The sequence below is a fragment of the Streptomyces pluripotens genome (assembly GCF_000802245.2).
Classification (GTDB): domain Bacteria; phylum Actinomycetota; class Actinomycetes; order Streptomycetales; family Streptomycetaceae; genus Streptomyces; species Streptomyces pluripotens.
This window is the reverse complement of sequence record NZ_CP021080.1, coordinates 801370-816237: the sequence shown is the minus strand read 5'-3', so window position 1 is coordinate 816237 and position 14868 is coordinate 801370. Positions and strand designations below refer to the sequence as shown.

The window sequence follows — 14868 nt, the reverse complement described above, 5'->3', positions numbered from 1 at the left end:
CATGACGGACGCCCCGGGCACGGTCGGTAAACAAGCCCAGGACGTGCTGGTCACAGTCCCAGACGGACATCACGGGCAGGACTACGGGCGGTCGGTAAAGTCGACCAGGACCAGGCCGGTGCGGCCCTTGGTGCACACACCGACGACGGCCTCGATGATGTCGGTGATGTTGAAGCGGCCAGGCGTAGGCAGCCCGAGGAAGCGCGCGAACTCGGCAGCGATCATGCGAGCTGTCGCGGCCGGCGGGACGGTGATGTAGAGGACCGGGATGCGGTCGGGTGAGTTCGGGTGGCGGTCGCGGTCCTGAATCTCGTGGGCAAGGCCGAGCTGGGTGATCGCGATGGTCTTTCCGGTGCCAGCGGGCCCGGAGACGATCAGGCCACGCCTGGCACTGACAGCATGCCGGTTCAGCAGGATCAGCCGCCGACCGGTGGTGACAGCGTGACGGACCGTGGAGGTGGCCACCACCCGCAGGCGGGTGTGGTGGTCCAGGCGGTCCTCGGTGTCGCGGGCGAGGTCGGCGTCGCTCAGCGCCGCGTACTCCCGCTCGGACAGCAAGGCCGGCGGAATCGGCGGCTCTTGGGCGAACTCGCGCCAGCCCGGGCGCGTGCTCAGGTGTCCGCCCGAATCGGAGGGCAGGAGGTGCGGCGTGGTCATGAACGTCTCCAGGGGTCCTCACGCGGGTCGAACAGACCAAGCGGGATCACGTCGGCCATCGGCTCTTCGTCTTCCGGCTGTTCTTCCACGGCGGGCTCGTCCGCAGCGACCGGTGACGGGGCGGGCGGCGGAGTGACCACGGCCGGGATCATGGCTCTGGTTCGTGCGGTCACCTGGCGATCCCGCTTGGAGGGCTTGTTCTTCTTGGCCTTCTTGCTCTCGGCCACCTGGGCGGGGCCGGCATGAGCACGGGTCAGCAAGGCGGCCACGGCCTCGGCCAGTTCTTTCTCGGTGGCCTTGGGCAGCTGATGGCTGACGTGATCCCAGGCGAGGTCACCGAAGGGAACAGGGGCCCGGTTCAGGTATTTCCAGGTCGCCTGGACCCATTCGCCGTTTCCGCGATGGTTGCGCACCCAGACTCGGGAGACGTCGTAGGGATCGCGGTGGACCTCCCAAAGCCCTCGCTTGGCGGCGACACCGGAGTGCTGCCGTCGCATCGGCCCGAGTTCCGGAGCGTCGTAGGTACGGTTGTTGATCCGGATGCCGTAGGAATTGACGGCACGCCAGGCCGCAGGCAGAAGCTCGATGTAGTCCTGGCCGCTCAGTGCGACCGGGACGTAACCGCAAGACTCAACCAGCGCGGCGTACTTCTGGTTCGGTGTGAACAGCCGGCCCGGATGGTCGGGGTCACGCAGCCCTTCGTGGGGACGGTTCTGCCACTTGGAGACAACCCACTCGTCGAGCAGTTCCTGCAACTCGGGCAGCGACCACAGGTTCTCCTTCTCCGGGTGCCGACCGCGGCGGTCGGTGTTCCGGCCGGTGTAGCCGGGGAGGAACTGCGCGAACATCGTGGCGACCGAGCCCAGCATCTTCTCGATGTGGCCCTTCTCGAAGGGCGAGCCCTTGTGCGTCGGCTGGAAGTCGATCTCCAGGAACCGGCAGGAGGCCCGAAAGTTGTGCGAGACGAACACCTTCCCGTGATCGCAGACGATCATTTCCGGGACGATCACCGGCCTGGCAGCCGCGTGTTCCAGGCGTTCGTCCAGGGACAGCAGGCGGCGGTGCGGCAGTACCGACCTCGACATCTTCAGCACGTCCACCCAGCCCGGCCGCATCAGCTCCGGGGTGACCGTGCGGGCCAGTAGCACGCTGGCGTCCACCGACTTCGTCGAGGGCCGCAGCACCGCGGCCGACAACGTCCTGGTTGCGACATCAATCATGCCGGTCAGTTCGACCTTGCCGACGACCCCGTTGTCGAGGCGGACCATCACGTCGAGGGGAGTGGAGTCGATCTGCATGACCTCGCCCGGAGCGGTCACCGTCAGCTCCCCGAAGGGGGCGGACGCCGTGTGGGCCTTCGACCGGCGCGTCACCGCCGAGCCCGTCGCGTGGGTCCCCGCCGTCAGCTTCTCCACCAGCCGATAGAGAGTGGCCCTGGACGGCCAGGCAGTCGCCGTCTGTCCGTCTTCAGTCTCGGCCTCGGTCTCGGTCTCGGCCTGGATGAGGATCTCTTTTGCCCTCCAGATGAGATAGGACGCGGTCCGGGTGGAGGTGTCGACGCCTTCCTTGATGGCTTGGCGCATCGCGCCCACCACCCGCGGATCCACCGCCCCGAACTCCGGCCGTTTGCGGGCCGCCCGGCCATCGGCCAGCCCGGCAACCCCGTCCTTCAGATAGCGGCGACGCAACCGGGCGACCGTGCTGACTGTCACCGGACGACCGGACCGGGACAGCTCAGCAGCCTTGGCCCTCTCCCGCGCGGTCAGCGACGTGCCCGCCCCGTACTCCTCGCGAGGTTTCGTGCCGGGCTCCGCGTCCGGCGGCAGCCCATGTACCACTTCCAGGATGTGGCTCTCCCACCACAGAGCCTGCCGGACCGCTGTTGCCGGGAGCGTTTCGAGGACGGACGAAGGCGGCAACGGCATGCGCTCCGGGCGGAACAAGACCTCGAAGTCCCCCGCCTCGAACAGCTCGATCAGGGCAACCACGCGGTGCGGAGCCTCGGCGTCCTCCAGGACCGCGGCCTGGGCGGTCACCTCGAACACCCCCCGCACCTGCCCATCGAACCGGACTCTCTCACCGACCGCCAGAGCCGGCGGACGCCTCAGCCGACCCATCGGTGCCGTCCCTTCGCCCAGACCAGGCTTCCGGTCTCCAACAGACCTCCCGACAGATCCGCGTCCAGGTTTCCCGACCACAGCAGGTGGAACAACACCGGCAGAACCTGGATCCGGTCGCCCACCAGTTCGGCTCCCTCCCATAAGCTCTTTGGCTTGCTGAACACCTCCAGCAGTCGCTCGGCCACCGTCACCGGCCGACCACAGCGTGCCCGGCGATACCGCGCCAGCCACCGGACGTTAGCCATAAGCACCGGATCCGGATAGCCAGCCCACTCGAACTGCCAGCCCACCGCCTCGCAAGCCTGCTCGGTCGCCGCGAAGGCCTCTCGTGTCCGCTGATCCATGTCGTCCTCAGCGCGGACATCGCAGATCCTGGCCTGCCCTGTGGCCAGCCGGACGAAGTAATCGGGAGCATGGCGGCGCTGCCGTCGGCCGTCGTGCCAGTGCAGCCAGAAGGGCTGCGACGATATCGCTCTCACCTGCGGATCTCTGTCGAGCAGGATCAGCCGGTCCCGCTCCAGCCACGACTCATAGCCCACGTGATCGCGCATGGTCGTCGAGTAGTACCAGCCGGCGAAGCCCGGCGTGCCCTTGTCCCAGCGGAACGGCCGGACAGACTCGACCGCCTCGAACGGGACCCGCCAACTCGCTCCCAGCAGGAGCCGGCGCCGCTCTCCGTCGCAGAGAAAGTCCAGCTCAAACGCCGATAACGCCTCATCGCCGTACGCACGCGACAGTCACGGCAGCTGTAGTTCCAACGTCTGTGCTGGTCAGCAGCTCGTGAGGGTGGATGCGGGCATGGGTACGGCCACCATGATCATGAACGTTTGTGACGACGTATCAAGAGCAGGTGGCCGTGGAGGTCACGATAGCCCAGGCGGTCTGGGACCGGGTTCTCGAGGCGGCGATGAAGGCGATCGCAGACTGTTTCGCACGGCCTGAGGCCCGCTCGACGGCGGCGGAGATGATCACGGGCTTGTTGACGGAGGTGGACACCCGGAACTGCTGGACCCTGGCTCAGGCGCTGGGGCACCCAGGCCCCCACCGGCTGCAGCACCTGCTGTCCCGCGCGCGGTTTGACCACGACCGGGCCCGGGAGGAGATCGCCCGTCTGGTGGTGCGGGAACTCGCAGGTCAGGACGTGGTGCTGGTCGCGGACGAGACCGGGGACGCGAAGTCCTCGACCGGCTGCGTGGGCGCCGGCCGCCAGTACTCCGGCGCGATCAGGGGCGTCGGGCTCTGCCAGGTCGCCGTGCACCTGGCCGCGGTGACCGACTCGGCGCGGGTGGTCATCGACCGGGCCCTTTACCTCCCGAAGGACTGGGCCGCGGACGAGGAACGCCGCGACGCGGCCGGCGTCCCGGAGGAGGTCATGTTCGCGACCAAGCCCGAGCAGAGCATCGCGATGGTCAAGAACGCGCTCGAGCTGGGTGTCCGGGCACGCTGGTTCGCCGGCGACGAGGTCTACTCGGGCCGCGAACTCCGCAAGGCCATGCGGGAGTTCGGACTCGGCTACACAGTCGGTGTCTCCCACACGCATACGGTCACCGACGGCGCGGGCCGCAGGCAGAGCGCCCGACAGATGATCGGCAGGGTGCTGCCGCACCGATGGATGCGCATGCGCACCGGATACGGCACCAAGGGAACCCGCGAGTACGACTGGGCCTGGGCGGACGTCCGAGCCGACGACAGCCCGGACGGACACGAAGACGACGGCGTCAGTGTTCTGGTCGCCCGCCGGCACCGCTACACCGGCGAGATCTCCTTCTACCGATGCTGGGCCCCCAGGAACGTCACCCTGGCCCAGCTGGTGGAGGTGATCTGCCACAGGTGGCGGATCGAGGAGACCTTCCAGCTCGGCAAGACCTTCGCCGGCCTCGACGAGGGGCAGGTGACCTGCTGGAACTCCTGGATGCGGTGGTCGCTATTCTCGCTCATCGCGTCCGCCGTCCTGGCCCTCACCGCCGCCACGGTCGGCCCTTCCGCCCCAGCCCGTCTCATCCCGTTGACCTGCCCCGAACTCGTCCGTCTCCTCAGGGCGTTCGTCCTCACGCCACCCGTCCGGGACGCGGAACACGTCCTGCACTGGATGGCCTGGCGCCGCCGCCATCAAGCCGCCGCGCAATCCTGTCACCAGCGCCGACACGCTCTCAACGACCAACCATGATCGGAACTACAGCTGCCGTGACAGTGCTTCCACCGCACCCCCAGCCCGAAGGCCGAGCCGATGCTCAACCTTCGGTGAGACTAACGATCATCCGTTCACCTTCGCTGAGATTCACGGAAACTTCGTTGAGAAGTCGTATTCCTATCGATCATGAGGACGGCTCTGATCGAACAGGTTCCTTGGTCGGGTGATCTTGGCCGCGCGGGCGCATGAAAGCAGGGCCTCCGGTGCAGCACGAGGGTTGCGAAGCCAACTCGTGTACCAGGAGGCCCTGTTGTCCCAGTCTTGCGTGACGACGTTGTTCCCGTCCAACTCGCGCGTGTCGGCGTGCGATTGCCTCGCTCACCGGTTCGGGAACGCGGCTGACCGCCCCGACCGGGTGCGGCAGTACCCCTCCGACATGACGGACGCCGAGTGGCAGGTGGTGCGCGGCGCAATGCCGGCCCCGGCCTGGCTCGAAGGGCGGGGCGGACAGCCCGAGGGCTACTGCCACCGGCAGATGCTGGACGCGGTCCGCTATGTCACGGACAACGCGATCAAGTGGAGAGCGATGCCCGCCGACTTTCCGGCGTGGGACCGGGTGTATGCGTTCTTTCGCAGGTGGCGCGACAAGGGACTGGCCCGCGAGTTCCACGACCGCCTGCGCCAACGGGCCCGCCGGGCCGAAGGGCGGGACGTGGAACCGACCGCGGCGATCATCGACTCGCAGTCGGTCAAAGGTGCGGCGTCGGTACCCGACGCCTCACGCGGCTACGACGGCGGCAAGAAGATCAACGGAAGGCGCCGGCACGTCATCACGGACAGCATCGGGCTGCTGCTGATGGTCCTGGTGACCGCCGCCGACGTCACCGACCGCCAGGCCGCCCGCGTGATGGCGCCCCGGCTCCGGGAGAAATTCCGCAAGATCACCCTCATCTGGGCGGACGGCGGCTACTCCGGCCGCCTAGTCACCTGGGCCAGGGAGAAACTCCAGCTCACCCTGGAGATCGTCAAGCGCAGTGACGACATGAGCGGCTTCGTGGTGCTGCCCAGACGGTGGTGCGTGGAGCGGACTCTGGGGTGGCTGATGCGATCGCGGCGTCTGGTGCGGGACTTCGAGACGCTGCCCGCCTCCAGCGAGACGTTCGTCTACTTCTCGATGGCCATGCTCATGAGCCGCCGCCTCGCCCGGACGGCATCCCGGCCCCGGCCCGGGCAGGCACGGTGGGCTCGCGCGGCGTGAACCGGCCCGACGGCAACGCGGTCACCCAGCCCCGCTCAGCCAGCCGCCTCGCCTTCGAACGCACTGCCTCGGTCTTCGCCGGCACCGCCGCAAGCCCCAGCCGCCCGGCCAACTCCTTCGCCGAGATGCCCTCACCGGCGCCCGGCTCGGCCTCCACCAGCTCCACAATCCGCCGGTAGTCCGCCGACAGCGCCAAAACCGTCGCCCCCGCATACCAGCGCGGCACGACCGACCCCGCGACCGGCGCCTTCGCCGTGTCCGCCACCACCACGGCCGCCGCCTCGCCCACCGGGGCGGCCCCTTCCTCCAGCATCACCTCCCGGCCCGCCAGGGTCTCGGCGAGCTCGGCCGTGGCGATCACGCGACGCTCCAACAACGCCTCCGCCTCAGCGAGTTCGGCAAGAACCCGCTCCGCCTCCACACGAAGCTCCTCCGCCCGCACCCGGGCAGCCGCTTCCCGCCCCTCCACCAGCGCCATCACCGACGTCACACTCAACTCCGCATCACCGAGACCGAACCAGACGCCCAAACTCTCCCGCAACAATGCCGACACCATGCCTGATCAGCGGAAACCCCACGACCACATCCGGAAAGACAACGGCTTCTGAGACAGGTCACCTAGCTAGAAGACTGCTGAAGATCTTGTCGTGGGCTGTCCAGCCGTAGGTCGGACAGCCCTTCTTGCTTATGCGGTGGCCGGGGTGAGGTGCCAGCTGCCGTTGGCCCTGGTGAGTCCGAGGTTGATCAGTCGGCGGAGGTTGAGGGCGGCGGCGCGGTGGTGGAGCCAGACGTTGTTGGCGATGACGCCGCGGTAGGGGACCCGGCGGTTTCCCTTGGCGACCAGCCAGGCGATGGCACGTTCGACTGGGGGCCGCCATCTGCGGTATTCGTCCTGCCAGACGGGGTCGGTGGCAGCCTGGTGGCGGGCTGCGGTGAGCAGTTCGTGCTGGGGGTGGACGTTGAGGGTGCGCCCGGTCTTGGAGGTGGTGCAGCGTCCGCGCAGGGGGCAGTCGGTGCACATGCGCTTGAACTGGGCGGTGCGAGCACCGTCCGCTTTGACCTGTCCGAGGTTGGCGGTGTGTCCGGCCGGGCAGGTCGCGGTGCCGGCCGCCGAGTCGACGTGGAAGTCGTCGATGGTGAAGCCGCCGGGGATGGCCTGCCGCAGCGGCGGCGGCTTGATCACCAGGGTGTGGCCGTCGGCCTGCAGGTGTGCGCGCAGGTCGCCGGTGCCGTATGCGGAGTCGCCGAGCACGGTTAACTCCTGGCCCTCGTCCTCGTCGGCCAGCAGATCGCAGGCGACGGCGGCCTCGTGGTTGTCGGGGCCGTAGCCGCTGGTGAGGGCAACCGCGGTGAACAGCCCGGTCTCCGGCTCGAAGGACGCATGCCCTTTGAAGCCGTCCTGGTGGCGGGTTCGGTTTTTGTGGATGTGCCGCGCGTCCGCATCGACGGTGGACACGGTCCGGTCCGCGACCGTGCGCTGGGCGATGCGCCAGCGTCCGTCGCGTCCGTCGGAGTCCTCGGCCGGCTCCACGTCCTGGCCCGCGACCAGGGCCAGCAGGCCCACCGCGTTCGCCGCCCTCTCGCCCAGTTCCTGTTCGGGCAGGTGACCGAGCAGGTTGAGGGCGTCGGTGACCAGCGCGTCGACCAGCGCGGCGCGGGCGGCCTCGTCGTCCCAGGCGATCCTCGGCTTGCCGGGGTCGGTGTAGTCGTGTGCCGTGCACCACTGCTCCGCGGTCTCCTGCGCGCCGGGGACCTCACGGATCACCCGTCGGGCGGCGGAGATGATCTGGGTGACGGTGTCCTGGGTGGCCACCGCGTCATCGAGGACGGTGGAGTCCAGTGCCCGCCGCTGCTTGCCCTTGAGCACGCCGGTCCCGGCCACGACCTCTTTGACCTTGGTGAAGATCCGCGTCGGGTCGGCCGAGTGACGCAGCCGGCGCCGGAAGTACGTCAGCAGCGACGGGTCGAAAGCGGTGTCGTACAGGCCGAGCCCGCAGGCGGCCTTCCACCGCAGGTCACACCGCAACTCCTGGACTGTCTCGAAGTCCGACAGCCCGTGCAGGCTCTGCAGCACCACCGTCACGGCCAGGACCTGCGGCGGCAGACTCGGACGGCCGTTGGACGAGGGGTACATGTCGGTGAACATTCCTGGCGGGAACAGCACCTCGCGATGCTCGGCGAGGAACGCGAACACACTCCCTGCCGGGATCAACTCCCGGCAGGTCTCCCACACATCCGGCCCGACCATCTCTCCGGCCCATTCCCCCTGCATGCCTACAAGACTGGCCCCGACTCCACCGAGCCGGGGCCAGAACCCGAGATTTTCAGCAGTCTTTGACCCGTCGCGAATGATCTGGTCCCTGACCATCCCCGTGAACTGCGGCGACCAGATGTATTGAGATGAGGAGGAGTTGAAAATCTCAGCTGATGTGGTCCAGGCCCAACGAATCGACCGATGTTGTCCCGTGCCGTTTGGCTGTCCTCAGAGGTGTCCGCCCCGCCGCTGTCCGGTGTCAGTGGCTAGCGGCAGACTGCGCGCATGAACGATTCCCGCGAATCTGGTCGCAGCGACCGTGCTGAGCTGGCCTGGGTCAGCTCGATGGGCGGTCCGTTGATCGTGCTCCCCGAGTCCTGCGTTGGCGCATGGGGCGGGTGCACGGAGGATGGCTCTGTCCTGGGTGAGGACGGAGGCCGTGATGACTATGACCGAGCTTGCGAGGTCGACGACTGGGCCGGCGTGATCGCTGTGCGCGGGGAGACTGCCACTGCGCTTGTCCTGGCCGATGAACCCGCAATGACGTGCTTCCTGTCGGAGGAATTGCTCTTCGTGCGATGGCTGGCTGCGGATTCGGAGCAAGAAGTGCTCGCGGGGGCGGAAGCAGTTGTGGCCGATCCGGATACTCCGTGGGAGGACGGCGGCTTGTGGGCCGTTGATGGCCCTGCGGTGCTGATGGACTCGGCCGAAGCCGGCGCGGATCTCGGCGTGGAGTATCCCGGTGGTGGCCAGCCGGAACAGGCTCCCGTGCAGCTTCCGGCAGGCCGGTGGAGGGTCCGCGCAGTCCATACGAAGAACGAGTTCGCGTGGGTGGGGGTGGTGCAGCTTGTTGCCGAGGATGGCTCGGTCTGAATGCCAGCATCCCGCACCACTCAGACTTCGATGGCACGCGCTCCAAGTTCAGTGTCACAGGACAGACGATTGCGGTAGGCCCTCTGGCGACAACGCTGAGAACACGTGCGGCGTCTGGCCTGGCCGCGGCCTGCTGGGAGGAGCCCCTTGCAGACTGTGAACCGCCCCGGGTTCGGTAGAGATCTCAGATCGTGGTGATGACCTGGGGTTTTTTGAGTTCGGTGTAGTAGTTGGCTTCGTATTCGACGGGCGGGATGTGCCCTATCTCACCGTGGAGTCGGTAAGGTCGGCCCGGGGCGCGGTACTGGCCTTTCGACCAGCCCGTTTCCCCGGACCGCCTTCCGAACCCGCCGTGCGCCTCGTCAACGCAACGGGCTCTCCACAAGCCCCAGTTCGGGCCCGCGTCCGGTCCTCATGCTATCGCCAGCGGCCAGGGGGACGGAATTCGTGATCCTCGGTAGCGGTAACGCGTAGTGCGCACCTTTGCCGGGTCAAATAGATCCCGTTCCTGCCCTCTGGGCCACCATTCGCCACCGCAGTAACGGCGACGCAGTTCCTTCCAGTTCATTCGGCGGTGCTTGCTACGAATCCATTTGATGACCCGACGCCATGCGTAGGCGCTCAGGTATTGGAAGGTAGCGCTAGACACCCCCGGCCGGAAGAACATGGTCCAACCTCGCAACACCGAGTTGAGTCGGCGTAGGAGTTCGTCCAATGGTTGGTTTGTGTTGACCTGTCGGCAGATCGTCTTGACCTTGGCCATGACGGCGTGAAGTGCCTTCTTGGCTGGGTAGGTGTAGACGTACCATCGGTCCGTGCCCTTCTTGCGATGGCGTTGGATGCGCCACCCCAGGAAGTCCACGCCCTCATTGATGTGGGTGATTAGGGTCTTCTCCTCTGACAGGTGCAGCCCCATTCTGCTGAGCACCTGTGCTGCCTCTTCCTTGAGGGTGTAGGCGTCTTCCTTCGTGCCAGTAACCGCAATCACCCAGTCGTCCGCGTACCGGCAGAGCCGGTAATTAGGCAGACCGCGGCGACGGCGCTTCGCTCGCTCGTTAGGTGTAGACGCTGGCCCTCCTGGCGCCTGGGCGAAGTGCTCGTCCAGGACGGCGAGGGCGACGTTGCTGAGCAACGGCGACAGGATCGAACCTTGCGGAGTACCGGATCTACTCTCCTTCAACGAGCCGTGTTCCGTGAGGATGCCCGCTTTCAGAAAGGCTTTCACCAGCACCAGGACGCGTCTGTCCCCGATCCGAAGGCGCACCCGGTCCATAAGGGCCGGATGGGCAATCTCGTCGAAGCAGGCCCGGATGTCACCCTCAACCACCCATTCGTAAGAGTGGGAAGTCAAGTGTCTTACCTCGGACACCGCGTCGTGGACCCGATAGTTGGGGCGGAATCCGTACGAGCACGGAAGAAAATCTGCCTCAAAGATTGGTTCCATCACCAGCTTCAGGGATGCTTGCACCACCCGATCGCGGATCGTACTGATTCCCAGGCGTCGACGCTTTGTCGACCCCGGTTTCGGAATCAGTCGCTCCCGTGCCGGAAGCGGCAGGAAACTGCGATCCTTCAGAGAGGAACGCAGCGCGCCGAGAAAACCCTCGACGCCCTGCTGCAGCGAAATGGACGCAGCCGTACGGCCGTCCACCCCAGCGGTTTTGGCTCCCCTGTTACTCCGAACCCGGTCCCATGCGACAAGCAAGAACGCGGGGTCGGTCACGAGGTTGTACAGGTCGTCAAACCGCCGATGAGGATCATCTACGGCCCAACGGTGCAGCTTGGTCTGGATCTCCAGTACCCGGCGCTCGGCCTTCATCAAGGCCCACTCCAGTTCGTCGGTATTCACCAACGCCCTCCCGGCATTCCAGTTCCCTCCCTGCTGACTTGCTGGCCCCCTTCGCCGTGTACGCGCCTTTCGCGCGCTCGGACTACTACGGGGCCTCCGCCCCACTCCACGGCCAACAGCCGACAACGGGCCTGCCCATCACCGCACCGGATGTCCGGCGAGAGGGCGACCGGGAGTGGTTCCCACGTTCACTAGGAGTCGTTCGGCCAGGTCGGCGTCCAGCTCTATCCCGGCAGCATCGCCACGCCTACACCGCAGGTATTCAGCGTGGCCTCTGAGCCGTTTCACCGCGGGCGGCTTCAGAGTCGGCCCATCTCCTTGGAGGACGGGTCGCGTACTGCAACCCCGGCCCATATCCGCCAGGTTGGAGCCGGGAGGTACTGTTACGGGACTTCGGACGCTGATTCACTTTCGTTACGCCTTCTGGCCTTGCTAGCCGGACCCGAGCCGTCTGGCAGTGCCGACTCGTCCCGACGTTGTCGAGGCTGCTTCCCGCCCTCCTCAGCGTTCCCTGAGTTGGACTGCCTCCAGCTTCAACCGGGCCTCTACGGCGGTCCGGCGGTGGGGATTCGCACCCGCACACGATCTCCTAGCGCCTCGTGGCGCACGCGGTGGTTGTACCAGTCGATCCACTCGGCGGTGGCCAGCTCGACCTGGGAGAGCGTCTTCCAGGGTCGCTGGGGTTTGATCAGCTCGGTTTTGTACAGGCCGATCGTGGACTCCATCAGGGCGTTGTCGTACGCGTCACCGACGGATCCGATGCTCGCCGCGATGCCGGCGGCGTCCAGGTGCTCGGCGAGGCGGAAGCTCGTGTACTGCGACCCGGCGTCCGAATGGTGTACCAACTCGCCTGGCTGTATGGGGTGTTGGTCCCGGTCGCGCTGCCAGATCGCCATCTCCAGGGCGTCCAGCACGAACACCGTCTCCTTCACCGTGGCGGCCGACCAGCCCACGATCCGGCGCGAGAAGGTGTCCACGACGAACGCGACATAGACGACGCCGGCGAAGGTCTTCACGTGCGTGAAGTCGGCTACCCAGCAGCGGTTTGGGGCGCCGGCGACGAACTCGCGGTCGACAAGGTCGGGGGCCCGCTCGGCCTGCCCGCCGGGGATCGTGGTGATGACGCGTTTGCCGCGCACCGCGCCCTGGATGCCGAGCTCGCGCATCAGGCGCTCGACGGTGCAGCGGGCCACCGCATGCCCCTGCCGGTTCAGCTCGCGCCAGATCTTCCTCGCTCCGTAGACACGGTAGTTGGACGTGTAGACCTCGTGGATCCTCTCCTTGAGCTCCTCGTCACGCACGGAACGGGCAGAGGGGGTTTCGAGGCGTTTCTTATGGGCGTAGTACGTGGAAGGGGCGATCTGGCAGTCGTGTGCGGTGAGCGTTCTGCAGATCGGCTCGACCCCGCCGAAGCGGTCCCGGTGCTCGTCGATGAACGCTACGAGCGCGTGTGTGGCCGGTCGAGCTCGGCCGCGAAGAAACTCGCCGCGGCCTTCAGGATCTCGTTCGCCCGCTTCAGCTCAGCGTTCTCCTTCTTCAACGCCTTGAGCTGGGCGGACTCCTCCGTCGTCGTCCCTGGACGCTGCCCCGCGTCGATCTCGTACTGCTTCACCCAGTTCCGCAGCGTCTCGCGGGAACCAATGTCGAGCTTGTCCACCACCGCCTGCAGGGCGGCCGTCTCGTTCGGGTAGTCGCCGCGCACTTCGGCAACCATGCGCACCGCGCGACGGCGCAGCTCAAGCGGGTAACGGGAGGGTCGTGCCATGACTCAATCCTTTCACGGAATCGAGTCTCTACCTGACACGGGGCGGTTCACTGTGCAGGTCGACATGTTCTGGGGTGGAAGCAGGGCCTCGGAGGGGGATTTCGGCGGAGGCGGCGATGCTGCTGGCTGAGACCGATCTTGGGCCGGACTCACGCGCCTTCGGTATGCCTGCTGGCGACAGCGGTGAGAGCAGGTGCGCCGCTGCGCCTGGTTGGGGCCGAGGGGCAGCGGAGCCGAGCAGATCTCGCAGAGCCGTAGTGATGGGGGCGGCGACGGCGGTTCTGCTCCTCCAACCCGGGAGGCAACTGGGTGAGGCGGTGGTGCATTTCGCCAGCGGTATGCCCGCTGGCGACACCGTTGGGAACACGTTCTCCGTCTCGAAGAGGGTCTTCCGGGCGGCAGGGGACGTTCACAGATGGGACACGGAGGCGGTTCGGATTCCTCGGTCTGGGCGGATCGTTCCTGGCGACGTCGCTGTCGTTCGAAATATGCGTCCCGACGGCAGCGCGATGAGCACAAGTGACGGCGCCGTCCGGGCCGGATCCGCATGATCTCGCCGCACTGCCTGCAGGGCACTCGTAGCCACTCGCTGAGCGGGTGACGTCTGCGGTATGCCTTCTGGCGGCAGGCCTGCGAACAACGCAGAGCTTGACGGCCAAGGATGCCGAGGGGCGGCATGGCGGCCCCGCACTCCAGACAGTGCCGGGTCTCCAGCGTGATCCGCAGGAAGTCCGGATCGCGGCCCGTGACGGCCGCCAGCCGCGACCAACTTGGGATGCCTCGATGACCGGGCGGTTCGCAGAGAAACATCCGCAGATAGCCCGGGATCAGGTGGTTGGCGTGGGCGAGGCGGACGATGAACGACCGGACTCCTTCGCCGCCTCGCGGGCGGACCTGGACGGGCAACAGGCGGATGTTCCCGCTGATCACGCCGCTCTCGACGATGCTCATGAGGCCGGTTTGGACTTCCGGGTCTCGGCCGCGCGGTCGAGTTTCACGTTCTGCAGGGACTTGCGGGTGATCTTCTCGGTGCCATCCAGGATCGCATCGAGGGCGGCCCCGCGGATGAGGTGGGACAGCGAGCCGATCATGCCGCCGGTGCGGTCGTGGAGGTAGTGGGCCAGCCCTTCCAGGGTTCCCCGCCGGTGATGGTGCAGCCGCAGAGCTTCTTCGAGGGTGGTGACCAGGCCGGTCCACTCCTCGGTGCAAGGGAACGCGACGGTTTCGATGACTCCGAACCGGCCCGCGATCTGCCGTCCCCGGGTGCCGTTGAACAGGCCCTTCGCCTCCAGGTCGACTCCGGCATAGACGAAGGTGGCTGGGATGCGCTCGGAGAAGTACTTCAGGGTGTCGGAGACTTCGGCTCCGTTGCGGGTCGCGAGGGAGAGATTGTGCAGCTCGTCGACACAGACGACGGTGACCCGCGCGTCGATCAGGACCCCGCAGACAGCCTCGATGACGTCGGTGATGTTCGCGCGGACGGTGACGGGCAGGCCGAGGAAGCGGGCGAACTCCACGGCCAGCATGCGCGAGGTCGCGGCGGGCGGGACGGTGACATAGACAACCGGGATGCGGCCGCCGACGCCGGGGTGCTGACGCCGGTCGATGGCTTCGATGGTCTTGCCGAACTGGGTCAGAGCGGTGGTCTTGCCGGTGCCGGCCGGGCCGGACAGGATCAGGCCCCGGCGGGCACTGATCGCGTGACGGTTAAGCAGGGTCAGCCGCCGACCGGTATGAACGACGGTCCGCAAGGTGGAGGTCGCTGCCACCGTCATTCTGGTGTGGTAGTCCAGGCGGGCGTCGTCGTAGTCCTGGCGCTCGTCCGGCCCCAGTTGGGCCAGGACGTCGGCGGGCAGCAAGTCCGGCGGGGCTGGATCCTGAGTGGTGAACTCCCGCCAGCCCTCCAGGGTGGTGAGGTAGCGGTGCAATTCCTCCTGGTCCAGGGCCTGCCGCCATCCGGC

Annotated in this window: 10 protein-coding genes and 1 pseudogene; 3 read left to right on the top strand and 8 right to left on the bottom strand. The window is 67.0% G+C overall.

What is annotated here, in order from left to right; all coding sequences use genetic code 11:
• Nucleotides 1-99: 99 nt before the first annotated feature.
• From LK06_RS03470 to LK06_RS03460, 3 genes and pseudogenes are all read right to left on the bottom strand, one after another.
• Nucleotides 100-657: pseudogene (locus tag LK06_RS03470) on the bottom strand (AAA family ATPase); the annotation flags it as partial.
• Nucleotides 654-2774 (bottom strand): Mu transposase C-terminal domain-containing protein, encoded by a 2121-nt coding sequence (locus LK06_RS03465; protein ID WP_043435445.1) that lies wholly within the window; start codon nucleotides 2772-2774, stop codon nucleotides 654-656. The pseudogene LK06_RS03470 and the gene LK06_RS03465, both read right to left, overlap by 4 nt.
• Nucleotides 2762-3433, bottom strand: coding sequence for a TnsA-like heteromeric transposase endonuclease subunit (locus tag LK06_RS03460; protein ID WP_234367579.1), 672 nt, complete (start codon nucleotides 3431-3433; stop codon nucleotides 2762-2764). The genes LK06_RS03465 and LK06_RS03460 overlap by 13 nt, the downstream gene beginning before the upstream one ends.
• A gap of 173 nt (nucleotides 3434-3606) precedes the next feature.
• On the opposite strand from LK06_RS03460, the gene LK06_RS03455 reads away from it, so the two are divergent.
• Together LK06_RS03455 and LK06_RS03450 are read left to right on the top strand one after the other, a co-directional pair.
• Complete coding sequence (locus LK06_RS03455) at nucleotides 3607-4944, top strand: IS701 family transposase (RefSeq protein ID WP_052270307.1); 1338 nt, start codon at nucleotides 3607-3609, stop codon at nucleotides 4942-4944.
• A gap of 400 nt (nucleotides 4945-5344) precedes the next feature.
• Nucleotides 5345-6166, top strand: a complete 822-nt coding sequence (locus tag LK06_RS03450) for an IS5 family transposase (protein ID WP_039658189.1) — start codon at nucleotides 5345-5347, stop codon at nucleotides 6164-6166.
• Here LK06_RS03450 and LK06_RS32995 read toward each other — a convergent pair.
• Both LK06_RS32995 and LK06_RS03440 read right to left on the bottom strand, forming a co-directional pair.
• On the bottom strand, nucleotides 6093-6722 hold the full coding sequence (locus LK06_RS32995; RefSeq protein WP_078859107.1) for a hypothetical protein: 630 nt from the start codon (nucleotides 6720-6722) through the stop codon (nucleotides 6093-6095). The two genes, LK06_RS03450 and LK06_RS32995, sit on opposite strands and share 74 nt — an antisense overlap.
• A gap of 129 nt (nucleotides 6723-6851) precedes the next feature.
• Nucleotides 6852-8438, bottom strand: coding sequence for an IS1182 family transposase (locus LK06_RS03440; RefSeq protein ID WP_086083060.1), 1587 nt, complete (start codon nucleotides 8436-8438; stop codon nucleotides 6852-6854).
• 267 nt (nucleotides 8439-8705) lie between these two features.
• Here LK06_RS03440 and LK06_RS03435 point away from each other — a divergent pair, with 267 nt between their 5' ends.
• Complete coding sequence (locus LK06_RS03435) at nucleotides 8706-9293, top strand: Imm21 family immunity protein (protein ID WP_234367353.1); 588 nt, start codon at nucleotides 8706-8708, stop codon at nucleotides 9291-9293.
• Nucleotides 9294-9705: 412 nt separating this feature from the next.
• On the opposite strand, the gene ltrA is transcribed toward LK06_RS03435, so the two are convergent.
• The 3 genes from ltrA to LK06_RS03415 form a co-directional block, all read right to left on the bottom strand.
• Nucleotides 9706-11142, bottom strand: a complete 1437-nt coding sequence (gene ltrA, locus LK06_RS03430) for a group II intron reverse transcriptase/maturase (RefSeq protein ID WP_086082975.1) — start codon at nucleotides 11140-11142, stop codon at nucleotides 9706-9708.
• 545 nt (nucleotides 11143-11687) lie between these two features.
• Nucleotides 11688-12907, bottom strand: a protein-coding gene (locus LK06_RS03420) for an IS3 family transposase (protein ID WP_411572764.1) whose coding sequence is annotated in 2 segments (ribosomal slippage) — nucleotides 11688-12625 and nucleotides 12625-12907 — 1221 coding nt in all. Because the reading frame shifts where the segments join, the coding sequence is not laid out codon by codon here.
• Nucleotides 12908-13854: 947 nt separating this feature from the next.
• Nucleotides 13855-14748, bottom strand: a complete 894-nt coding sequence (locus LK06_RS03415; protein ID WP_199838675.1) for a TniB family NTP-binding protein — start codon at nucleotides 14746-14748, stop codon at nucleotides 13855-13857.
• Nucleotides 14749-14868: the final 120 nt, after the last annotated feature.

What these genes read in the sequence shown, in the direction of transcription:
- LK06_RS03440 (WP_086083060.1), bottom strand. Translation starts at nt 8,438, where the DNA reads ATGCAGGGGGAATGGGCCGGAGAGATGGTCGGGCCGGATGTGTGGGAG.
- LK06_RS03450 (WP_039658189.1), top strand. Translation starts at nt 5,345, where the DNA reads ATGACGGACGCCGAGTGGCAGGTGGTGCGCGGCGCAATGCCGGCCCCG.
- LK06_RS32995 (WP_078859107.1), bottom strand. Translation starts at nt 6,722, where the DNA reads ATGGTGTCGGCATTGTTGCGGGAGAGTTTGGGCGTCTGGTTCGGTCTC.
- LK06_RS03465 (WP_043435445.1), bottom strand. Translation starts at nt 2,774, where the DNA reads ATGGGTCGGCTGAGGCGTCCGCCGGCTCTGGCGGTCGGTGAGAGAGTC.
- LK06_RS03435 (WP_234367353.1), top strand. Translation starts at nt 8,706, where the DNA reads ATGAACGATTCCCGCGAATCTGGTCGCAGCGACCGTGCTGAGCTGGCC.